General features: G+C 37.5%; 28 protein-coding genes. 27 read left to right on the top strand and 1 reads right to left on the bottom strand.

All coding sequences use genetic code 11. The annotated features are described in order from the left end of the window. Positions 1–456 precede the first annotated feature (456 nt). Positions 457–1029, top strand: a complete 573-nt coding sequence (locus P3R27_RS13110; protein WP_260602596.1) for a sce7726 family protein — start codon at positions 457–459, stop codon at positions 1027–1029. Here P3R27_RS13110 and P3R27_RS13115 read toward each other — a convergent pair. Next, complete coding sequence (locus tag P3R27_RS13115) at positions 999–2045, bottom strand: beta family protein (RefSeq protein WP_301356848.1); 1047 nt, start codon at positions 2043–2045, stop codon at positions 999–1001. The two genes, P3R27_RS13110 and P3R27_RS13115, sit on opposite strands and share 31 nt — an antisense overlap. 257 nt (positions 2046–2302) lie before the next feature. Here P3R27_RS13115 and P3R27_RS13120 point away from each other — a divergent pair, with 257 nt between their 5' ends. The 26 genes from P3R27_RS13120 (at position 2303) to P3R27_RS13245 (ending at position 20689) form a co-directional block, all read left to right on the top strand. Beyond that, entirely contained in the window at positions 2303–2803 is a 501-nt protein-coding gene (locus P3R27_RS13120) for a peptidoglycan recognition protein family protein (protein ID WP_301356849.1), read from the top strand. A 95-nt stretch (positions 2804–2898) separates the two neighbouring features. Beyond that, the gene (locus P3R27_RS13125; protein WP_301356850.1) at positions 2899–3078 is read left to right on the top strand and encodes a hypothetical protein; all 180 of its coding nucleotides are present in this window, start codon (positions 2899–2901) and stop codon (positions 3076–3078) included. Continuing rightward, positions 3078–3305 carry a hypothetical protein gene (locus P3R27_RS13130; protein ID WP_301356851.1) on the top strand — a complete coding sequence of 76 codons (228 nt, stop codon included), beginning with the start codon at positions 3078–3080 and terminating at the stop codon, positions 3303–3305. The genes P3R27_RS13125 and P3R27_RS13130 overlap by 1 nt, the downstream gene beginning before the upstream one ends. Then, complete coding sequence (locus tag P3R27_RS13135; RefSeq protein WP_301356852.1) at positions 3302–3613, top strand: hypothetical protein; 312 nt, start codon at positions 3302–3304, stop codon at positions 3611–3613. The genes P3R27_RS13130 and P3R27_RS13135 overlap by 4 nt, the downstream gene beginning before the upstream one ends. 26 nt (positions 3614–3639) lie before the next feature. Beyond that, positions 3640–4095 (top strand): terminase small subunit, encoded by a 456-nt coding sequence (locus P3R27_RS13140; protein ID WP_301356853.1) that lies wholly within the window; start codon positions 3640–3642, stop codon positions 4093–4095. Beyond that, a complete protein-coding gene (locus P3R27_RS13145) occupies positions 4088–5386 on the top strand; it encodes a PBSX family phage terminase large subunit (RefSeq protein ID WP_301356854.1) in 1299 nt (432 codons plus the stop codon). The genes P3R27_RS13140 and P3R27_RS13145 overlap by 8 nt, the downstream gene beginning before the upstream one ends. Before the next feature lie 10 nt (positions 5387–5396). Continuing rightward, positions 5397–7013 carry a phage portal protein gene (locus P3R27_RS13150; RefSeq protein WP_301356855.1) on the top strand — a complete coding sequence of 539 codons (1617 nt, stop codon included), beginning with the start codon at positions 5397–5399 and terminating at the stop codon, positions 7011–7013. Continuing rightward, positions 6985–7215: a hypothetical protein gene (locus P3R27_RS13155; RefSeq protein WP_301356856.1), complete on the top strand. Its 231-nt coding sequence runs from the start codon at positions 6985–6987 to the stop codon at positions 7213–7215. Before P3R27_RS13150 ends, P3R27_RS13155 begins: the two co-directional genes overlap by 29 nt. Before the next feature lie 12 nt (positions 7216–7227). Continuing rightward, complete coding sequence (locus P3R27_RS13160) at positions 7228–7452, top strand: hypothetical protein (protein ID WP_301356857.1); 225 nt, start codon at positions 7228–7230, stop codon at positions 7450–7452. Positions 7453–7456: 4 nt separating this feature from the next. After that, positions 7457–8413, top strand: a complete 957-nt coding sequence (locus tag P3R27_RS13165; RefSeq protein ID WP_301356858.1) for a minor capsid protein — start codon at positions 7457–7459, stop codon at positions 8411–8413. 2 nt (positions 8414–8415) lie between these two features. After that, on the top strand, positions 8416–8718 hold the full coding sequence (locus tag P3R27_RS13170; RefSeq protein WP_301356859.1) for a hypothetical protein: 303 nt from the start codon (positions 8416–8418) through the stop codon (positions 8716–8718). Between the two features lie 17 nt (positions 8719–8735). Further along, positions 8736–8909, top strand: coding sequence for a hypothetical protein (locus tag P3R27_RS13175; RefSeq protein WP_171844989.1), 174 nt, complete (start codon positions 8736–8738; stop codon positions 8907–8909). Between the two features lie 114 nt (positions 8910–9023). Then, complete coding sequence (locus tag P3R27_RS13180; RefSeq protein WP_301356860.1) at positions 9024–9677, top strand: DUF4355 domain-containing protein; 654 nt, start codon at positions 9024–9026, stop codon at positions 9675–9677. A gap of 13 nt (positions 9678–9690) precedes the next feature. Continuing rightward, positions 9691–10083 carry a hypothetical protein gene (locus P3R27_RS13185; protein ID WP_301356861.1) on the top strand — a complete coding sequence of 131 codons (393 nt, stop codon included), beginning with the start codon at positions 9691–9693 and terminating at the stop codon, positions 10081–10083. A 14-nt stretch (positions 10084–10097) separates the two neighbouring features. After that, positions 10098–11204: a major capsid protein gene (locus tag P3R27_RS13190; RefSeq protein WP_301356862.1), complete on the top strand. Its 1107-nt coding sequence runs from the start codon at positions 10098–10100 to the stop codon at positions 11202–11204. An 11-nt stretch (positions 11205–11215) separates the two neighbouring features. Then, positions 11216–11422 carry a hypothetical protein gene (locus P3R27_RS13195; RefSeq protein ID WP_244063536.1) on the top strand — a complete coding sequence of 69 codons (207 nt, stop codon included), beginning with the start codon at positions 11216–11218 and terminating at the stop codon, positions 11420–11422. 39 nt (positions 11423–11461) lie between these two features. After that, positions 11462–11800, top strand: coding sequence for a phage head-tail connector protein (locus P3R27_RS13200; RefSeq protein ID WP_034687920.1), 339 nt, complete (start codon positions 11462–11464; stop codon positions 11798–11800). Then, positions 11797–12126, top strand: a complete 330-nt coding sequence (locus P3R27_RS13205; protein ID WP_034687919.1) for a hypothetical protein — start codon at positions 11797–11799, stop codon at positions 12124–12126. The genes P3R27_RS13200 and P3R27_RS13205 overlap by 4 nt, the downstream gene beginning before the upstream one ends. Then, positions 12119–12460 (top strand): HK97-gp10 family putative phage morphogenesis protein, encoded by a 342-nt coding sequence (locus P3R27_RS13210; protein WP_034687917.1) that lies wholly within the window; start codon positions 12119–12121, stop codon positions 12458–12460. The genes P3R27_RS13205 and P3R27_RS13210 overlap by 8 nt, the downstream gene beginning before the upstream one ends. After that, the gene (locus tag P3R27_RS13215; protein WP_034687916.1) at positions 12461–12856 is read left to right on the top strand and encodes a phage capsid protein; all 396 of its coding nucleotides are present in this window, start codon (positions 12461–12463) and stop codon (positions 12854–12856) included. Then, on the top strand, positions 12857–13369 hold the full coding sequence (locus tag P3R27_RS13220; protein ID WP_034687915.1) for a phage major tail protein, TP901-1 family: 513 nt from the start codon (positions 12857–12859) through the stop codon (positions 13367–13369). A gap of 42 nt (positions 13370–13411) precedes the next feature. Beyond that, complete coding sequence (locus tag P3R27_RS13225) at positions 13412–13762, top strand: tail assembly chaperone (RefSeq protein ID WP_034687914.1); 351 nt, start codon at positions 13412–13414, stop codon at positions 13760–13762. A gap of 80 nt (positions 13763–13842) precedes the next feature. Next, a complete protein-coding gene (locus P3R27_RS13230) occupies positions 13843–14127 on the top strand; it encodes a hypothetical protein (RefSeq protein ID WP_051536120.1) in 285 nt (94 codons plus the stop codon). Between the two features lie 17 nt (positions 14128–14144). After that, complete coding sequence (locus tag P3R27_RS13235; RefSeq protein WP_301356867.1) at positions 14145–17075, top strand: tape measure protein; 2931 nt, start codon at positions 14145–14147, stop codon at positions 17073–17075. A 9-nt stretch (positions 17076–17084) separates the two neighbouring features. Then, on the top strand, positions 17085–17873 hold the full coding sequence (locus tag P3R27_RS13240) for a distal tail protein Dit (protein ID WP_080693139.1): 789 nt from the start codon (positions 17085–17087) through the stop codon (positions 17871–17873). Then, positions 17870–20689 carry a phage tail spike protein gene (locus tag P3R27_RS13245; protein ID WP_301356870.1) on the top strand — a complete coding sequence of 940 codons (2820 nt, stop codon included), beginning with the start codon at positions 17870–17872 and terminating at the stop codon, positions 20687–20689. Before P3R27_RS13240 ends, P3R27_RS13245 begins: the two co-directional genes overlap by 4 nt. Positions 20690–20700: the final 11 nt, after the last annotated feature.

The following is a 20700-nucleotide window of genomic DNA, read 5'->3' on the forward strand; positions in this document are numbered from 1 at the left end:
GCTTTTAAGTAGCCAGTTTTTACACTTTTTATACCCATTTACTACCCAAAAGCTTTCCTTTTTATACCTTTTTTATACCAATCAACTACCTAGCAAATGATTTATTATGATAGTGTCGAAAGATTAGTAAACAGGAAATCGACAAAAACAATTTGAAGGGAGGAAATCTCCCTCATCGTTGTAATTAAGCTTCGATAGACAGCAACAAATAAAAAATAAATGAAAAGGATGTGTAAAAGCTTCTGTGGATTGTTCGACGTTTTTTTTCGATTGGTTGCTGTCATTGAATTTGTGAATCGGAAGGATAAAAATGAACTCTATTCAAAATAAGATAAAAACTTGTTTAATTATGTCTATAATAAAAATTTTGAATTTATGATAATTTTGTTGAACGATGAAGTATCTTTTGTTAATCTATTTCTAGATTATCGACTTGGGGTGTTTTAATTGTTAAAAATGAAGGATAGAGATATTAGGACTCTAACTTTAAATGAGCTTTATCAAAAACATGCAAATGAAACTAATACTAAGGTTATAAACGAAATGGGTTTAATAAATGGAGAATCACGAATTGATATAGCTGTAGTCAATGGTATATTGCATGGTTACGAATTAAAAAGTGAATCAGATAATTTATTGAGGTTACCTAAGCAAATTGAAAATTACAATAAAATTTTTGAGCGAATGACAATTGTTACTGATAGAAAATATTTAGAAAATGTAAAGGAATTAGTCCCTGATTGGTGGGGAATAATGATAGTTAAGAATGATAGGACTGGATTAAGAGAGATAAGAAAAGGGAGAAAGATAAAAACTCAAGATGAGGAAGCTTTGCTGAATTTATTGTGGAAAGAAGAATACAATGGATTAATAGATTTATTGGGCTACCCTAAAAGTTTAAAAAGAATGAGGAAAAAACAAGTTTTTGATATTCTTTTAGAAGATAATCGAAAGAGCATCATAAAAAAATACATTTATGACGCTCTTAGAGCAAGAAATTATAACTGTTTTAATGTTGAAAATATATGATGGTTAATACCTATTTGAATTGGAACTTGATGAGTATGGATTTCAAAAGTATTATCTGCGCATTCTTTTATTTTTTTGTCTCCCCATGAAAAAGATTTTCCAAAATATGATGGTGACTGAACTATCAATTTACATGTATCTTCAATAGTATAGTGGGTCGAATCAGCTCCTTGATGCTTAATTAACCCAGACTTAGCGATCATATACTCTGTATCTGTAGTATAAAATATCTTAAGGTACGTATTGTTCATATTGATACCTTCAGATCCAGGGTTAGGTTTTAAACGTACTGTGTAATCAGAAAAAGCCAAGTCCATAAAGGTATCTTTCAGTGTTTTATAACTAAAAAGATCATTACGAGTAGAAGCAACCGAAAAGTTACTATGGGTAATAGCATTTGCATCTTCTGGACATGATGTTGCTGCAAAAATGACTTGTCCTGATTGATTCAATTGATGAATAATTGAAGAGGCTCTTTGCAAATCATTAAACTTATTGTAAAAATCAACTAGCCAAATAATTTTTTGATTGGGGAACTTATTCGTAAATTTTGAAATTACTCCAGAAATTATGACATTGTCAAGTCCAGATGCAAATTTATATGGTTCAATTCTTATAATCACTGATTCGAAATTAGGAGAAATACTGTCTATAATCCAATCAGAATCATCATAATTAAAACAAGGAATATAGTTAGGATGATATTCCACTATTCTGGAATGAATAAATTCAACAATATTGTTGTTAACACTACTCTTCCAGTTAGAAACAGCTTGATCATCTAAGTGTGCAAAAGCAGTTGAATATTGAAAAGCGAAGTTTAAATCAGGAATTTTTGTATGCAGATATCTTCCGAAAGTATTAAAATCTCTTTCCCAGTTTTCTGGATTTGATTTTTGTGGAGCCTCAATTATAGGCAAAACTTCTTCTCCTAAATTTGACTTTTGATTAAGTGCTTCTTCTAAAGCTTTGACTTCTGAATTTCCTTTTTTTAGAATTGGATAATATTTTATCATTTCATATTCCTTTCTTAAAAAATTTATTTATAGTAACAGCGGACCACTCGCTGATAAATAAAATTATACACTATGTATAATTTTTCACAATGTAATAATGTCGCTGTGGCGGAAAGGGTAGACGCTATGGATGAGTCCTATATCTAAGAACAAAATAATAGATGTGACATTTTTGATAGTCTGTTCGATGGAAATTTAAGAAAAAAACTTTTATACTATTTGTGTAAGTGTTTACAAAAATTAAGGAGGATAGATTTATGACAACGATTATTAGCCCGCTTGCTACACCTTATCAATTTGAAGAGTTTGCTAACGATGGCGAAGAAAGATGGAATAGTCGAAATGACACTGAGATTACAACAGTTGTTATTCATCATATGGCTATGACTAATTATGATGGTGTACCTGAAGTTTGGCGTGAGCGAGAAGCATCAGCTCATTATGGTATAGGACCGGACGGAGAAATCAGAGCATATGTCGGAGAAGAAAAAAGAGCATGGCACGCTGGAAAAGCAAATTCTTACTCTATAGGTATTGAGAATTGTAATATTTCAACAGCACCAGATTGGAAAGTAAGTGACAAGACGGTAGACTCATTAGTTAAACTAATTAAAGATATTAATAAGCGGTATGGTAGAAAAATGAAGATCGTAGGTCACCAGTGTGCCGAAGGAAACTCTCCGTTATCGACAGAATGTCCAGGGCCATCATTGATTCCTCGCTTATCTGAGATAATTAAAAGAGTAAATGAAGAATAAACTATGTAGCCATCGTGATTCGGTGGCTTCTTTATTATATATTAGATCACTCGTTGAGTGGTCTTTTTATTATACATTAAAGGAAGAATGAACTCATGAAACAATACACTGATAAAGATTTTGAGGAAATGAAACAATTAAAGAAAGACTTTGAAGAAGTTGGTCAAGGTCAAGAATTTACGGTTGGAACTATTCAACGTAGATTACGTTTCGGAAAGGAACGAGCTACTGCTCTTTACAATGATTTGGTCTCAGGTAGAGAGAAGGCATCGTGATGAGAAATTACTGGTATGTATCACTATCTAATAGATATCCACTACCAAATGAAGATGATCCATTAAGGGTCGTCCAATCAGTCCAGATCAAAAAGAAGTATTCCATTATTGAGATGATTAGAGAAGCTACACCGAAAGAAATTGATAAGTGCAAACTTGTTTATTGTGGTCATGGTTATTGGAAAGATGATTATATCCAACAAAATATAGGGAGGTATTTATCATGAAGAATTTTAATGAAGCAGTTTTAAAAACTAATGTAAGCAGAGAGCTATCAAAAGCTTATAAGAAAGCATTGGAAATTGAGAACGGACGTAAGTGGGTAGAAAATCCAATGACTATAAATGGAGAAACTACTACTAATGTAAAACCAGTTTGGGGTGGCTGTTATGCGAATGTAGATATCACAGAAAGCAAAGAAGAAGGTAAAGCGGAATTGATCCTCACTTTAGTATCAAGGACTCTACCTAACTTAAAGGAAGCAGTTAGAAGTTATGAGCTTGATGGAATGGAAATTATTCACACTAGTTATTAGTCAATATATATAGGTGGTGATGGAAAGTGAGTAAGTTAAATCCTAAACAACAAGCATTCGCTGATGAGTACATCATCACAGGGAATGCTTATCAATCAGCGCTTAAAGCTGGTTATAAAGAAAACTACGCTAAGAATGCACAAGAAAAATTGGTGGAAAAAGGTGGAAAGGTATCCGAATACATCAAAGATAAACTTAAAGAAGTTCAAATTAAAAGACATTTATCTATGGAGGAAGCATTGGCAATCACTGCTTCTATTGCGAAAGGAGAACCGCAACGCTTTGAGGTTATTAAAAGAGATCCGCTTACCAACGAAATACTAGAACGTGAAGTGAGTGAATATTCAGCAGGATTCAAAGAACGTAATCAAGCACTTGAGCATTATTATAAAATTAACGCAGCGTTTGTAGACAAACAGAAAGTTGAGATTTCTGAAATACCTACTTTCATAGATGACATAAGCAGTGATGAAGATGGCTAGAAAACTATCTGAATTTCTTCCAACTACGTTTCATTCAGTTTGGAAAGCTACTTTGAATCAAAATATCCTTAATATAGTTTGTAAAGGTGGACGTGGGTCAGGTAAATCATCAGATATAGCGCATATAATTACTCAGTTGCTTATGAGATACGCAGTGAATGCTGTAGGTATACGCTATGTCGATAATACACTTGAGCAATCTATATACGAACAAATGAAATGGGCGATCGAAGAGCAAGGAGTATCACGTTTGTTTAAGTTTAATAAGTCACCTTTAAAGATCACTTATCTTCCAAGGGGTAACTATATGATATTTCGTGGCGCCCAGAATCCAGAACGAATTAAATCTTTAAAAGATAGTAAATTTCCATTTGCTATAGGATGGATTGAAGAATTAGCAGAATTTAAAACAGAAGATGAAGTCACGACTATTACTAACTCTTTTTTACGTGGGGAATTAGGTGATGGTCTTTTTTATAAGTTCTTTTTTAGCTACAATCCGCCCAAGAGGAAACAATCATGGGTAAATAAAAAATATGAGACTTCTTTTCAACCACATAACACTTTTATTCATCACTCGACTTATCGAGACAATCCGTTCATCTCTAAGGAATTTTTGAAAGAAGTTGAGGAAACTAGGAAAAGGAATAAAATTAGAGCTGAGTGGGAATATGATGGTAAAGCTGTGGGATCAGGAGTTGTACCTTTTGATAATTTACAAGTGAAAAAAGGTTCTATTACAGATGAAATGGTAGCTAATTTTGACAATATAAGACAAGGGCTTGACTACGGTTACGCAACAGATCCGCTTGCTTTTGTGCGCTGGCACTATGATAAAAAACGAAACAGTATATACGCCATTGATGAGCTTTACGAGGTGAAATGCAGCAATCGTCGTGCGGCACAATGGATCAAGAGCAAGAGATATGATTATCAAGACATCATCGCAGAAGTTGAGCCAAAATCAAATGCTGAGATGAGAAATGAACATGATATATCAAAGATAAGGCAAGTTACAAAAGGACCTGATAGTGTCGAATACGGCGAAAAGTGGTTAGATGATTTAGATGCGATTTATATTGATCCACTTCGAACACCCAACATAGCCAAAGAGTTTGAAAACATAGACTATCAAACAGACCGAGATGGAAATCCTAAACCTCGACTTGAGGATAAGGATAATCATACGATAGATGCTACTCGTTATGCCTTCAATGATGATATGAGAAAACAACCAAAACCAGTTAACGTCAAGCGGACGATCGAAACATATAGAAAACTAGGATTGTAGAGGTGATAAAGTGGAACAGAATATTCAGCTTTTAAGTGGCAAGCGATTTGATGATGAAGCAAACCTTATTTATAAAGTGCCGGTTAATCAATTACCGAAAAGAGAGATGCTGAGTCAACGTACTGGCGAAGTTGAACAGGTGATTGACTTTGAACACGAAGATGTTTGGAAGATGATTGTTGAGTTCATCAAACACCACCGAGCAAAGCAAGTGCCAAGGTTGCAGGAACTGAAACGCTATATGTTAGGAGACAACAACATCAATTATCGTCCGAACAAACCAGAAGGTAGATCGGACAATCGCATAGCAAGTGGCTTTGCAGATTTTATCGTCTCATTTAAGTTAGGCGTATTGCTAGGGAACCCATTGAAATACAGCGGGGATCAGGCGATTGCAGAAAAAATCAACACATTTGCTAGTCAATCGAATGAAGACTACCACAATCAGTTGGTGGGTCGAGATATGATTGGATTAGGTAGAGCGTATGAATGGATTGGGCGTGATGAGTACGGTAAGGAAACACTAGCTAAGTTTGACGCAGAACAAACGTTCGTAATCTACGACAACACCAAAGATCGCAACTCATTATGCGCTGTCCATTACTACAAAGAACAGTTTCTAGAAAAGTCATGGACGCGAATAGAACTATATTCAAACAGTGGGTTCAATTATTATCTGATCGCCAAAGATGATGACTTAGAAAATGCCACTATTGAAGATGGCGGAATTACTGAGAGTTACTTTGATTCGGTTCAGGTTAATGAATGGATCAACAACGAAGAACGTTTGAGCGATTTTGAGCGTGTACTTGATTCCATAGATGCCTATGATCTTTCTCGCTCTGAGATGGCCAACTTCCAACAAGATTCATCAGAAGCTTACTTGGTGATTAAAGGAAACCCTGATACTGCAGATGATGAACGAGGTGAGAACAGCAAGTTAGATGTACTCCAAGCTATGATACGAGCGAGAATGCTTGTTTTAGGCGATAAGAAGATATATGACGGTAATGTAGCAGGCGCTGAACCTGATGCGTATTATCTAAAGAAAGAGTATGACGTTGCCGGAATGGAAGCTAACGATAGTCGTACGGTTGCAGATATCCTTCGCTTCACATCTCTTATTGACTTTACAGACGAGAACATAGGGTCCAACCAGTCAGGGATCGGATTCCGTTTCAAGGGTTGGGGGTCAGACAACGATCGTAAAAATAAAGAACGTATGGTCAAGAAAGCCATTATGCGCCGTTTACGATTGCTCACTCACTCATGGAGCATCAAAGATGAATTGAATAAACCTCAAGGCTTGATTGATACAGTCAAAGCCTTTTTTGTTTCCGATGAACAGCAACAAGAGCAACTATACAATAAAGTAAACGAAATCCAAATTCAATTTACACCGAATGTTCCGCAATCAGATGAAGAAATCATGAAAGTTATCGCAGGAATGGTTGGCATCGTATCAGATCAAACGTTGTGCGAAATGGCTGAGCGCTTGACTGGTGTTCCGTTTGAAGAAGAACTGAAACGATTGAAGGAACAAGCTGGTTCTGGTGTGTTTGATAGTGACAAAGAAACTGATACGGAGGTTGAAGAAGATGAATCTCAAAGAACAGATGATGAATGAGTATCAAAAAAAAGATATTGAAAAGCTTAAAGAGGCTATCGCTGCAACGATGAAAATGGGAAAAACTGAGATGTATTATAGAGCAGATCAAATCAATGATGAGATTCGAAAAGAATTTCAAGAGGGTGGTTTTACTGTTGAAGACTACGAGGATAAGCATTCGATTGATGCAAAAATTGAGTTAGTCAGATTTTCTTGGTAAGGAGGATAAGAAATGAAAGACCGAAAAATAGTTGATAATATTCTAGGGGTTTCTCCCTCTGGAAGCGGAATAAGAATTGCTAGCGGTATCACAAAAGGATTTGAAGAAGGGCTAAAAATTCCTAATCCTAAAATCGAAGTTAATATTTCAAAACCAATTAATGAACCACTGAAAAATCCTTATGAATTTGTGGGCAGGATTGACGGACCGCCGCTAACCCAATTTAGAAAGCGGTGATTAAGTGAAATCACAAGATTACTTCATCAAGCGAGAGAAAGCTTGGCAAGAGCAACAGATTAAAGATGATAAGAAACGCATGAACGAGATCAAGAAGCGACTGCAATACGCTCAGGATGCGATACAGAAAGAGATAGACGCACAGTGGGACAGTTTTTCCAATGGACAGAAAATCACTCGTAGCGAAGCAATGAAGCGTGCTAACGAAATGGATGTAAAAGTATTTGCTCGAAAGGCTAAGAAGTATGTTAAAGAGAAAGACTTCTCGCCTACAGCAAACAAGGAATTGAAGCTATACAACCTAACGATGCGTGTCAATCGCTTGGAATTGCTAAAGGCGAATGTTGGACTTGAGCTGATAGCCACGTTTAACGATATGGATAAGTACTTCTCGGGAGAGCTTACCAGTGCTGGCTTGAAAGAACTGCAACGGCAAGCGGGCATCTTAGAAATGACGATCGCTAAAAGCGGTTATGCCAAATTAGTGGAGCAAGTGATTAACAGCTCGTTTCGAGCGGATGGATTTGCAACGTTTAGCGAACGGCTTTGGATGTATCAAGCAGAGTTGAAAGTAGATTTGGATAAGTTGCTTGTTCGAAGTGTGACGATGGGACGTAACCCTAAACAGTTGGCTCCGGAATTGAGTAAGTTTCTAACAGAAGAAGGACGAGAGAATACTAAGTTTAATACACAACGTTTGATGGTAACCGAAACAACAAGAGTTCAAAGCGGTGTACAAAAGGAAAGTTATCTAGATGCGGATATCGAGAAATATGGATGGGTAACCGAGCCTAACGCTTGTCAATTATGTAAAAGCATTGCCTCTGATGGTCCATATTTGGTAAGTGAAATGGAAGTTGGCAAAAATATGATGCCGGTACATCCTTTTGATAGATGTTCCACTTATCCGATAGTTGATCGTGATGCTTTTGAGAAGTCACTTAAAGAAAGAGGGTTATAACAGTGGAGAAAGATTCATTTCAAGTTATATCTGACAGATTTTTAGAAACGGCATATGGAAAAAGCAAAGAAGAAATTTTGCATTTGTGTCAAAACGATACTCAATTCAAAGAAGACTATGATGCCGTTAAACAGCATGTGGTTGAAGTTATAGAACCAATTGTAAAAGAAGTTTATGAGGCTGTTAGAAAGGTTATTGAGCCTATCGTGCAATCAATAACCGAATTAGTTCAGTCTAACCCAGAGTACTTCAAAGCTTTGCAAAACAATATGGATCAAAGTATGTTCCAGAGCGCTTCTATGTGAGAGAGGAGAGATTAAATATGGAGAACGAAGAATTAATTGTTAGAGCCATTGCTAACTTAAATCAGATTCTGCAAAACGAAAAAGTGCTAAGAGTATCCGTTGAAACTGATAGCGAATGGGAAGATGGTATTAAATCTTTTGATATCAGTGTGAAATATCTGCCTTCGGATAATGTAAATGAAGTCCAATAACGACTTTTTATTATGCCTTCTTCCTGCTTACAGGCACTAAAGAGAAAGCTGTTCCGACTGACTGGCGTAACTAGTTAAATTATCGGGTAACGGCGTAACCGTGGAGGATTAATCATGAAGAAAAAACGTTTATTAATGCCTATGAACCTACAATACTTTGCTGGAGAAAAGGATAATGATGGTAGTGAACAAGGTGCTGATGATTCTGGACAAGGTAAGCACAAAGAAAATACCGACAATGATAATCAAGATGGCAAAAAGGAAGAAACTGGCAAAACATTTTCTCGTGACGATGTAGCAAAAATGATCGCTGCTGAAACAAAGAAGGCAGTCACTGCTGCTGAAGAAAAATGGCGTGCTGAAAAAGATGAAGCTGCAAAACTTGCCGAAATGGACGATAAGGAAAAAGCAGATTACGAGAAGCAACAACTTGAAGCGAAGTTGGCTGAATATGAACGTAAAGAAGTGCTATCCAAGATGTCTGAACAAGCGAGTGAGATGCTGTCTGAGAAAGGCGCTAAGCCTACGAAAGAAATGCTTCGACTTATTGTGTCGGAAGATGCTGAAACTACGTCAAGTAACGTTAAGACGTATCTTGCATCTGTTGAAGCGGAACGTGAAGCAATCAAAGCGGAATATGAGCGCAAACTAGGTGGTCGAGTACCTTTAGATGGTGGAACCGGCGGATCGGTACAAGGTGAATACGGCAAGCAATTGGCGAAAAAAGCGACAGTAGAAACGCCAAAGCAAACTTATTTTAAAAATTAGGAGGAACTAACAAATGGAAAAACGAGTTTTTGGTTCAAAAAATCAAATTTTAGCTGATGTAAGTAATTATAAGAGTTTATCAGTAGTAGTTGGAGCAACAGGGGCCACAGCAACAAATGGACAAGGAAAGAAATATATTCCAGCTGGTACGCCAGTCGGTGGTGGTGATCCTTTCACCGCCGAGCAAGCAGTTGTAACAGTAACTAACACCGCAGAAGCAGCTAAAGACACAAAAGGCGTCTTATTGCATGACGCTGTATTCGATGCAGGTGCTACGACTGCTAATGGTACATTACTATACTTCGGTACGGTCAATGAATTCCGTTTAGAAGATACTTTAACAGTTGTAGATGAAGCGAAAGAAGCGTTAGACGGCAAAGTTTACTTTGTTAAACGCAATAAATAAGGAGGAACCGAAGAATGAAAGTGAAAATCCATAAAGAAACATTAATGAAAATGAATTTACAGTACTTTGCAACGCTTAATATCTTTGACCTAGTGCAAGCACCAAACATTGCCACTTATTGGGCAGAACGAGCGAATGAGCAACAGCCTTATCTCGGCGAAGAGTTGTTCCCTGCTGATAAACAACTAGGCATGAAGTTGTCTTGGTTGAAAGGTAAGACTGGCTCTCCAGTAGCTTTGCGTCCTTCTGGACTAGATGCTGATGTAATCCCTCGTGGACGCGAAGGATTTGAAGAATTGATCCAAAAAATGATTTTCTTCAAAGAGTCTTACTACATTGACGAAGAGTTGCGTCAAGAATTGAATATGATTAATCAAACAAACAACTCTGCATATCGTGATGTCATTTTGAATCGGGTATTCGATGATGTAGCAGACTTGTTGCGTGGTGCTGCAGTACGTCGTGAGATCATGCGTATGCAACTATTAACTACAGGTACAATCACAATCAAAGAAAATGGACAAGATCATGTAATCAAATATGATTTACCAGAAAACCACAAAGGAAATGCTGCGGTTTCGTGGAGCGATGTTGAAAATGCTGACCCAGTAGAAGATATTGAAAAAGCTATTTTTAAATTGAAAGAAGAAGGTGTGAATCCAGCTCGTGCCATTATGAATAGTAAGACTTTCCGCTATTTACGTCAAAATGCAGCGATTAAAGCGACTATTTTAGGTAACAATGCTAATGCTCAAGCGGCTAAATTATCGAAACAAGCTTTGCTGGATTACATTTCCGAAGAGCTTAACTTAGAAATCGTGATTTACGATAAAGTTTACACTGATTCAAATGGTACGAATAAATTTATTCCAGATGATACATTTGTTCTGTTGCCAGCTCAAACATTGGGCAAAACATGGTTTGGTACTACTCCAGAAGAATCTGACTTGATGTCTAACTCTAATATTGCAGATGTTTCCATTGTTGATACAGGCGTTGCAATCACAACTATGAAGAAACCTGATCCAGTCAATGTTGAGACAAAAGTTTCTATGATCTCGCTTCCTTCTTTTGAGCAAGCAAATGCTGTGTACATTCTTGAAACAATTCCGAAAGGGTAAGGTGATTTAGTATGGCCAAGTATAAAGTAGTTAAAGTGTTCAAAGACGTTCACACGAAAGAAACTTACAAATTGGACCAAGAAGTTGATTTGACGAAAGAACGAGTTGAGGAAATCGAGAAGAATCTTGAAGCTTCTGGCGGTGGATTCTTGGTACCGATTGAAACTGATGATAAACAAGAAAAAAAATCAACGAAATCATCTAAAAAGAAAGGTTAGTCACTCGGCTAGCCTTTTTATTTTTGAAAGGAGGCAGTCATGAACGAAACCTTAGAAGAAGTGAAACGGTCGCTCGAAGTTGATAACGAAGAACTGGATAAGCAACTTGCTGACTTCATCAAGCGAATTTCAAACCAGTTATGTGTGCGTTTGGGCTTCTTAGAGAGTGTTCCCGCATCTTTAAACTATATCGTAGTTGAATGTACGATCAAACGATTTAACCGCAAAGGTAACGAGGGGATGAGCTCGTATGGGCAGGAAGGGGAGTCAATCTCCTACGGAAAACTTTTAGATGAGTTTGAAGATGACATATCAGCATATAAAGAGAAGCAAAGAGAGAATAGCATTCCTCGTAGAGGGGTGGCTAGGTTCTTATGAGATATGACACAGAAGTAACTTTTGTTATCGAAAAAGATGGCTATTATGATCCTGAATTGGGCGAACATGTCGAACCAACTTTAGTAAAAACAGTCAAACTAGGTAATGTTACCGATTTAGGAACTGACCGATCAAAGACTTTGTTTGGAGATATCAAACAAGGAGCTAAAGTCATTCGCTTGCTTAGACCTTATACAAAAGAATGGGATTACGTTTTAATTTTTAACAAGTTAAGGAGAAAAAACGAGAAATTTGAGATTATCACTGAGCGTAATCTTCGATTGAAAAATACTTTTATTGTTCAGGAGGTGGCTTTTGGTGGTTAGGAAGAATGTATCACTTAAAGGTGTTAGCGAGCTAACTAAAAAACTAAAGGCTAATACGAATTTAAAAGAAGTAAAGCAGGTTGTTAAGCAGAACACAGCGGAATTGACACAAGGAGCGCAGCGTAAAGCGCCAGTTGATACCGGTAACTTGAGACGATCGATCAACATGGATTTGAGTGATGGTGGTTTAACAGGGAAGGTGAAGCCAACCGCTGATTATGCACCTTATTTGGAATACGGCACAAGGTTTCAGTCGGCTCAACCATTCATGCGACCAGCTTTCAATAAACAGAAGGCGAAGTTTAAATCAGATATGGATAAGTTGGTGGAGTAGATGAAGACAAGAGAACAATCGATCTTTGATGAAATGTTCAAACGCTCGCTTGCATTGGGTTACCAAACCTATGATTACAAGCCAGCAAGCTCTGCAAGCTATCCTTTTGTTGAATTCGAAGATACTCAAACGCTTCACTCTACTACCAAATCTCATATCTTGGGAAATGTAGTGATTGTCATTTCTGTATGGGGTTTGCACACAAAGCGAAAACAGGTGTCTGAGATGGCGTCTGCTTTGTTTGAACAAGCGATGCAAGTGAACGCATCTGGCGTTTATTCTTGGGCGTTAGACACCAATGCAAGCGACATACAGACAGTAACAGATACAAGCACAAACACACCGCTCAAACGAGCGATTATTGAAATTAATTTTAGATGTATAGGAGGAATTTAAATGCCAGAGGCTAAACAGGGTATTGATTTAATTTTGCTTTACCGAGTTAAAAGTAAAGCAGAACAAGAAGCAGCTTGGAAGATGGCTTTCCAAACGGATCACGAAAACAGCAAAACACGAAGCGCTGATACAACGGCAACAAAAGATGGCGTCTCTATTAACTTAGGCGCAATCGAGTACACTCTAACTGGTACGTCAATTGCGACCAAGGGCGATGACCATATCGACGAAATGGATGATGCATTTGACAACGGCGAAATCATCGAAGTATGGGAAATCGACAAAGCAGAGAAAGGGACTGGCGAGAATGATAAGAAGTATAAGGCAAAGTATGCACAAGCATACTTAACCAGTTTTGGTCAGTCAGCTGGGGCAGAAGATGCAGTTGAGCTTTCACTTGAATTCGGAGTGTTCGGACGTCAGCAAAAAGGCTATGCCACTCTGACAGACGATCAAGCAGAAGTTGTTCAATACGCCTTTACAGATACAACAAAACAAACACCAGAAGGTTAAGCACTCTTGATTGAGTGCTTTTATTTATAGGAGGATGAATTAATGGAATTAACAATTAATGGTAAAGAGTACTCATTTAAATTTGGCGTGAAATTTGTTCGTGAAATAGATAAAAGAAAGCCTTTCGAACGTGAAGGGATTCAATTTGGGTTAGGGTTGGTTGCTAGAGTTTTGCCTGAGTTACAAGCGACAAACGTAGCCACTTTATCAGACGTTCTTTATATGGCAAACCAAACTGAAAGTCCAAAAGTAAAACAATCTGAATTAGATGATTTCATTGACGATCACGAAGACATCGAGGCTTTGTTTGATGAAGTGATTAAAGAGTTAAGAGAAAGCAATGCGGGAAAGTTAGCAATGCGCCAGATGGACGAAAACAAACCGAAACAATAACATCTGCTGAAATGTACGAAACTATTCTTATTAACTCATTTCGTTTTTTAGGAATGTCTGATATTCGGCAGATTGAGCTGATGACTCCTTATGAGTACGGAATTCGTATGACAGCTTATCAATTGAAAAAACTTGACGTGCAAGAAGAACTACATTATCAAGCATGGGTTAATCGTAAAGTAAAAGCAGAAAAGAATATAGGTACAGAGAAAAAGCCTAAAGTAGTTCCAGTATTTACGAAATTTGAAGACTTTTTTGACAAAGAAAAACTTGAAAAAGAGATTCTCGGAATAGAAATCCAAGAAGTAAAGCAATCACCTAAACAAACAAAGCTTTTGAAATTAATGAAAAAAGCTAACTCCTGAAGAAAGGAGGAAAAACTATGGAATCATACAGCGTTGAGGCAATCATTTCTGCAATTGATGATGGATTTACTAAATCTATGAAACAAATGCAAGATTCAATGGGTGGTCTTAATGATAATACTAAGAAAACAAATACTTCCATCCTCGACATCGCAAAAGGTGTCGGGGTTTTTAAATTGGTCGATTCGGCAATAGGAATGGTTAAAAATTCTACAGATGGAGCCATTAAGCGATTTGATACCTTAAATCAGTACCCAGTCGTTATGAGAGCATTAGGCTATTCTACCGATGAAGTTGACAAATCTATGAACAAGCTTACTGATGGGATTGACGGTCTGCCTACCTCATTAGATGAAATTGTATCAAGCACTCAACAATTAGCAATTTCAACCGGAAGTTTAGATAAAGGGACAGATACTGCGATTGCATTGAATAATGCGATGCTGGCGAGTGGTTCTTCGTCTGCTGATGCAGCTCGTGGGATTGAACAATATCGACAGATGCTTGCACGAGGAGAAGTAGATATGCAGTCATGGCGATCGGTTCAGGATACTATGCCGGTCGCTATGGACAAGGTAGCCAAATCTTTTGAAGATAGAGGTGTAACCTCTGTTAATGAGTTATATGATGCTTTGAAAGCTGGCGAAATCACCTTTGATGAGTTTAATGATCGATTGATTGAACTGAATGAAGGGGTTGATGGCTTTGCTGAATTGGCTAAGAAAAACTCAGCTGGAATTCAAACATCATTTGACAATATCAAGACAGCGGTTGTAAAAGGTTTAGCAAATGTTATAAGGGCAATTGATGACGGATTACAAAATGCTGGTCTAGGATCGATTGCGGAGAACTTTGACAAAATAAAAGATGCGGTAAATGTAGCTTTCAAAGCTATTACAGATAGCATACCACCAGCGATTGATGTTTTAACCAATCTATGGAACACGCTAGATCCTTTTATACCAACTATTTTGGCACTAATTGGATACTTCACAACATTCTCAACTGTCGTGTCCATTCAAAACAAAATTAATACGGTTGCGGATGCATACAAAAAGTGGACAAAGGCGACTGAAGGAGCTACCATAGCACAAAAAATTCTAAATGCAGTAATGAAAGCTAACTGGATTGCAATAACTATATCAGCTGTAATTGCATTAGTAGGAGCGTTTATTTACCTGTGGAATACGAGTGACGATTTCCGTAATTTTTGGATTGGTTTATGGGAAAGTATAAAGGAAATAGTTAGTTTTTCTGTAAAAGCAATCCAAAATATTTGGAATGGCATTTCAGAATGGTTCAAACAAGCATGGAACGGGACGACTGAATGGTTTAGTGATCTATGGAATGGGATTAAGGATGTTTCAGAAAAAGCATGGGCAACTATACAAAAAGCACCGGAAAACGCCGCAAATTTTGTCCGAGAAAAATGGAGTGAGCTAACTTCCTTTTTCACCAATTTATGGTCAGATATAACTCAATCGGCGTCTGAAGCATGGGAAAACATAAAACAAAGCACCTTAAATATAGTTGATGGGATGATTTCCAGCATCAATAAACAATGGGATAACTTAAAAAATACAGCATCAAGTATTTGGAAAGCAATAGCTGATCAAATTAAAAGCTCACTTGATTTTATATTGAAATATATAGGGCCTTTTGTCTCAAACTTTTCTAAGGTATTTTCTAATATCATCGATGCAGTAAAATCAATTTTTGCCGAAGTGAAAAATATTATCTTAAATACTTTTGAAATTATCAAAGCATTGATTGCTGCACCATTGCTGTTCATTATCAACTTAATTACTGGCGACTTTCAGCAAATGAAAGATGACTTAGACATGATATGGGAAACGCTGGTCGAATCGGTACAAAATATTTGGTTATCGATTAAAAATATATTCACCGTATATATCGGGACCATCATAAATAGTGCATTACTATTGTGGGATGGATTCAAACAATCGGTGATTAACATCTGGACTGAGGTTTCTAATCAAGCAAATATTATCTGGAATCAAGTGAAGTCATTCTTCGCCAATTTATGGATAACCATAAAAGACAATGCCGTACAAATGTGGACAGGGCTGAAGCAATCGATTGTTCAAACATGGGAAGACACTAAAAATAGTGCAATTGAGATCTGGACAAATCTAAAAATATGGTTCTTTGAAACGATTGATGCAATCGTTCAGACGACTATTGATAGTTGGACAGGGTTAAAACAAGGTACGATTGATTTATTCAATAATACAGTCCAAGGGGCAAAAGATATCTGGAGTTCCTTTAAAGAGTGGATAAGCAACTTAGTGACGCAGACAAAGGATGGCGTTGTCCAAGGTTGGGAAAATCTAAAACAAGGAACCATCAACATATTTAATCGTATGGTCAATGGTGTCCAAGAAATCTGGGATAGACTTGTAAATGCTGTTAACGATACCGTTGGAAAAGTTACTGGATTGTTTGACACGCTTAAGGAAATTAATCTGTGGGAAGCTGGAAAAGCAATCATGGATAGCTTTCTAGAAGGGCTACAGAATGCTTGGAAAGCAGTTCAAGATTTTGTTGGCGGAATTGGTGATTGGATTCGAGAAAACAAAGGACCGATACAGTATGATAGAAAACTTTTGATTCCGGCGGGTAATGCGATTATGGAGGGCTTAAACAAAGGTCTCACATCGGGATTTGATGAAGTTCAAAGTACCGTTGAAAGTATGGCTAGTATCATTACGGACACTTTTGATAATTCACCGGAGATTGACTTAGCTTCCAACTTGCAAAAAGCCAATAGCAGTATTTCTACTCAGGTCGAACATAATGTGAATATGGGTGGTTCAACTAAACCGGCGATATTTAATGTTAATGTAGGGAAACAATCATTCCGTCATTTTGTCGATGATATCGCGCAAGCGATGGGCGAAGGTGCAGAAATTAATTTAGAATTTTAGGAGGGAAATATGGAGAAATGGGAGAATAAGATGTATGGATTTAATGATACAACGATTAATCGAGAAAATCCTAACCGCTTCCTTCCTACCTCTGCAATGATGTATGACGGAATGTACTTAGAAGATCTTGTGGAAGGGTATCAAACACTGAAGGTTGAAGGGAGAGAGATGTTGTCTCTGGAAATTGAGCAACAAGGGATTCAAATCGGCTCATTTATAACGAATCAATCATTACCGTCTAGGACAATCTCTGTTACGTATAAGTTAGAAGATAACAATCCAGAAAAGCTTCAATTCAAATTCAAAGATTTATTAAATTTTTTGTATCGAACAGAGGATGTGGAGATCAGATTTCGAGATGAAAGTGATTATTACTATTATGGTCGTTACGCAACGGCAGATAAAGTTGCAGGTGATTCTAATTCCATTATATCTACTTTTACCATCTATTGCGCAGATCCGTTAAAGTATACACGAGAAGTTGTAACGGATGGTTATATTGGAAATACGATGCGATTTCCAATAACGCCAACCAAGATAAAGGTTACTTTAGAAAAGAGTAATGCTATAAGAATTACAAATGGGGAACAAACAATTAGTGTGACTAATGCAGCGATAAAACCAGGAGATCAATTAGTATTTGATTTTGCGGATGAAAAACTAATGGTTAACGATGAAGACTGGACATCTGTCATTGATTTAGAATCTGATTTTGAGAATTTTGTTTTGCGACAAGGTCAAAAAGTTGTCTGCAACAATGGAAAACTCAAAGTTTTTTACAGGGGGGCGACAATTTGAGCGAAACAGTCTATTTTTTTGATCATCTACAAAAAATGATTAAAAGAAAAAACAAAAATAAACTAATCGAAGTTACTCAAGAAAAGGAAATAACTAAGAATCAAAGTGAGCTAATGAAAGACGTTCTATATGTAACAGTGGCTTACGATAAAGAAATTGAAGATGCTCGGTTTATGGCGGTTCGTGAAAGCGAATCGTCATTTTCGTTGTATCGAATAATTAAAACAAATGATCCAAAGGAAATGTTGGAATTTACGGGGATTGGCTTTGCGCCTGATGAGCTAGATGGCTATATTATCAGAGATATTAGGCCAAGTGGACAGCCAGTGTCCTTGTTGCTAAATCGGTTAATGGAATTTACCGATAATAATTGGCGTGTTGAATATGTAGCCCCTACATTACCAGCAATCACTACCAATTTTTATTACGTTTCTGTGCGAGAGGCTTTGAAAGAATTACAAACATTCGGTATGGAGTTTTCTTTTCGTTGTTCTCTAAGCTCAGACGGAATTAAAGATAAATGGATTGAAGCGCATAAACAAATGGGGAAGCATTCGAATATGCGGTTTACTTATGGAAGTAAAGCACTCTCTGTTGTAAAAGAAGTTGACAGAAGCTCAATTGCGACTTCTATTATTGGCAGAGGACGTGGTGAAGAAGTCGGCGATGGTTATGGTCGAAGAATCGAATTTGCGGACATAGAATGGAAAAAATCAAATGGCGCACCTTTAGACAAACCGTTAGGAGAAAATTGGCTTGAAGATCCGGAAGCAACAGCAAAATTTGGTATTCCGCAACCTAATGGAACAATGAGGAAACGAGAAACAGTTGTGATTTTCGATGATATTGAAGATCCAACAGAGCTATTACAAAAAACTTATGAGACATTGGTGGATGCTTCCAGACCTTTAGCACAGTTTAAAGCTGAGGTGACAGGAAGTGATGTCATTGGAAATACAGTGACAATTCATAGACATGATCGTAATTATCACTATCGTACTAGAATCTTCAAAGTGAGAATTAACCGTTTAACTGGCCAGACTTCAATTGAATTGGGTGACAATTTAACCAAAGATGCACGAAGACAAGCAGCACAGATTTCGAATAGTATTTCTAATCTGGAATCAAATAAGATGACCTTCTACGAATCAACTGAAATCGGCAAATTTCAAGATGACATCATGCGTGGCGCAGGGAAAAATGGTGGTTCGATCCTTTTGATGAATGGTCAAGAAACTGGTATTTCTGACGGCAGAGAGCCGTATCAGATGGTTTTTATGAATGGTAAAAGTATTGATACATCTGACCATTTTTTAGTTATGAACTCAGATGGAATTGGTTTTATCGAAGGTGATTTCTGGACCGATGAATTCAAAACTGCATGGACGATTGCGGGTGTGTTTAATGCCAATTTTATCCAAGCCGGAAAGATTAGGGCAGATATCTTTGAAACTTCGTTCAATGGCGCTGGCGATCAATTGAAAATGGCTAATGGCATTATCCAAGCCATCAACAATGGCGCAAAAATTATGGAGTTGACAAAAAATGGGATGGAATATTTTTATGAAGGTTCGAAAGTTGGTGGCATGACCACTATCGGCAATCCTTTTCCAGAACTTATTCTTCCAGAGGGACAAAAAATTGAAGGAAATTCAATATTTTTGAGAACTGAAGGAAACAACCGGTTTATTGGATTATCTGCGAGGAACGGAACAGGAATCATCGTTGGGATGAATCAACTATTTATGATTCAGAGAAGGCTAGATATGATAATCGATCAAGTTCAAGTGACTGGTAGATTAGATGTGAAAGAATTATATGTGAATGGTGTAAAAATAGACAGTAATGGCGGAGGTGGTAGTGGTGGCGGGAATGGCGGTAGTTGGAATGGACAGTACCCACCAGAAATTACTTCGGATCGTGATAAACGCTATTGGCAAATTTGGGCAATGGCAATTGGCGCAGGATTCACACAACAAGCCGCTGCAGCTCTTTTAGGAAACGCTCAAGGAGAATCTGATGCAAATCCTACTGCCGATGAAGGAAATGGTAAACCAGGATTCGGTTATGGCGTATGGCAGTGGACAGATAGTACAGGGGCGAGCAGTGGTCGTGTATATATGATCAATTTAATGACTCAAGCAGGAATCACTGAAAATCCTGATACAATCACTGCACAGTTTCAATTGTTAATGTGGCATGCTCCCAATGGTCAATGGATTGCGACCAACGCTTATCCTTATACATGGACACAATTTATGAACCTTACAGATATCGCTACCGCAACAAGAGCGTTCGAAAAGAATTTTGAGCGACCATTAAATGATCACCCTGAAAGAGTCGGATGGTCAACTAATTGGTACAACCGATTTAAAGATTTATCTATCCCACAATCAGCTGGATATATTACGCCAATTAGCGCACCTGTTCGAGTGACTAGTGAATTTGGTTGGCGTACAAGCCCTATCACCGGTGCTCAAGAATTCCATAATGGCATTGACTTGGTGAATAACAATCCGAATACACCTATCTTTGCTTCGAGTGAGGGAGAGGTCATTGTTGCTGGGGCAGAATATTTTAGTTGGTACGGTAATTATGTAGTCCTCAGACACTCAGACGGTATTTACACGGGGTACGCTCATTTAAGTCGAGTAGACGTTTCTGTAGGGCAAAAAGTCTCACAAGGGCAACAATTAGGATTAATGGGAACAACTGGACCATCTACTGGGGAACATCTTCACTTTCAATTCATGGATGAATTTTATCCCTCATCCAATGCTCGTTTCCATAATCCACGTAATTATATTAATTTTTAGGAGGGAGAGCC

Origin of the sequence: Enterococcus spodopteracolus (assembly GCF_030441955.1) — a bacterium.
GTDB lineage: Bacteria > Bacillota > Bacilli > Lactobacillales > Enterococcaceae > Enterococcus_B > Enterococcus_B spodopteracolus.

Excerpts from the sequence above, each read along its gene's own strand:
- P3R27_RS13110 (WP_260602596.1), top strand. The coding sequence starts at position 457 with ATGAAGGATAGAGATATTAGGACTCTAACTTTAAATGAGCTTTATCAA.
- P3R27_RS13115 (WP_301356848.1), bottom strand. The coding sequence starts at position 2,045 with ATGATAAAATATTATCCAATTCTAAAAAAAGGAAATTCAGAAGTCAAA.
- P3R27_RS13120 (WP_301356849.1), top strand. The coding sequence starts at position 2,303 with ATGACAACGATTATTAGCCCGCTTGCTACACCTTATCAATTTGAAGAG.
- P3R27_RS13125 (WP_301356850.1), top strand. The coding sequence starts at position 2,899 with ATGAAACAATACACTGATAAAGATTTTGAGGAAATGAAACAATTAAAG.
- P3R27_RS13130 (WP_301356851.1), top strand. The coding sequence starts at position 3,078 with ATGAGAAATTACTGGTATGTATCACTATCTAATAGATATCCACTACCA.
- P3R27_RS13135 (WP_301356852.1), top strand. The coding sequence starts at position 3,302 with ATGAAGAATTTTAATGAAGCAGTTTTAAAAACTAATGTAAGCAGAGAG.
- P3R27_RS13145 (WP_301356854.1), top strand. The coding sequence starts at position 4,088 with ATGGCTAGAAAACTATCTGAATTTCTTCCAACTACGTTTCATTCAGTT.
- P3R27_RS13155 (WP_301356856.1), top strand. The coding sequence starts at position 6,985 with ATGAATCTCAAAGAACAGATGATGAATGAGTATCAAAAAAAAGATATT.
- P3R27_RS13160 (WP_301356857.1), top strand. The coding sequence starts at position 7,228 with ATGAAAGACCGAAAAATAGTTGATAATATTCTAGGGGTTTCTCCCTCT.
- P3R27_RS13175 (WP_171844989.1), top strand. The coding sequence starts at position 8,736 with ATGGAGAACGAAGAATTAATTGTTAGAGCCATTGCTAACTTAAATCAG.
- P3R27_RS13180 (WP_301356860.1), top strand. The coding sequence starts at position 9,024 with ATGAAGAAAAAACGTTTATTAATGCCTATGAACCTACAATACTTTGCT.
- P3R27_RS13185 (WP_301356861.1), top strand. The coding sequence starts at position 9,691 with ATGGAAAAACGAGTTTTTGGTTCAAAAAATCAAATTTTAGCTGATGTA.
- P3R27_RS13190 (WP_301356862.1), top strand. The coding sequence starts at position 10,098 with ATGAAAGTGAAAATCCATAAAGAAACATTAATGAAAATGAATTTACAG.
- P3R27_RS13195 (WP_244063536.1), top strand. The coding sequence starts at position 11,216 with ATGGCCAAGTATAAAGTAGTTAAAGTGTTCAAAGACGTTCACACGAAA.
- P3R27_RS13200 (WP_034687920.1), top strand. The coding sequence starts at position 11,462 with ATGAACGAAACCTTAGAAGAAGTGAAACGGTCGCTCGAAGTTGATAAC.
- P3R27_RS13205 (WP_034687919.1), top strand. The coding sequence starts at position 11,797 with ATGAGATATGACACAGAAGTAACTTTTGTTATCGAAAAAGATGGCTAT.
- P3R27_RS13215 (WP_034687916.1), top strand. The coding sequence starts at position 12,461 with ATGAAGACAAGAGAACAATCGATCTTTGATGAAATGTTCAAACGCTCG.
- P3R27_RS13220 (WP_034687915.1), top strand. The coding sequence starts at position 12,857 with ATGCCAGAGGCTAAACAGGGTATTGATTTAATTTTGCTTTACCGAGTT.
- P3R27_RS13225 (WP_034687914.1), top strand. The coding sequence starts at position 13,412 with ATGGAATTAACAATTAATGGTAAAGAGTACTCATTTAAATTTGGCGTG.
- P3R27_RS13230 (WP_051536120.1), top strand. The coding sequence starts at position 13,843 with ATGACTCCTTATGAGTACGGAATTCGTATGACAGCTTATCAATTGAAA.
- P3R27_RS13235 (WP_301356867.1), top strand. The coding sequence starts at position 14,145 with ATGGAATCATACAGCGTTGAGGCAATCATTTCTGCAATTGATGATGGA.
- P3R27_RS13240 (WP_080693139.1), top strand. The coding sequence starts at position 17,085 with ATGGAGAAATGGGAGAATAAGATGTATGGATTTAATGATACAACGATT.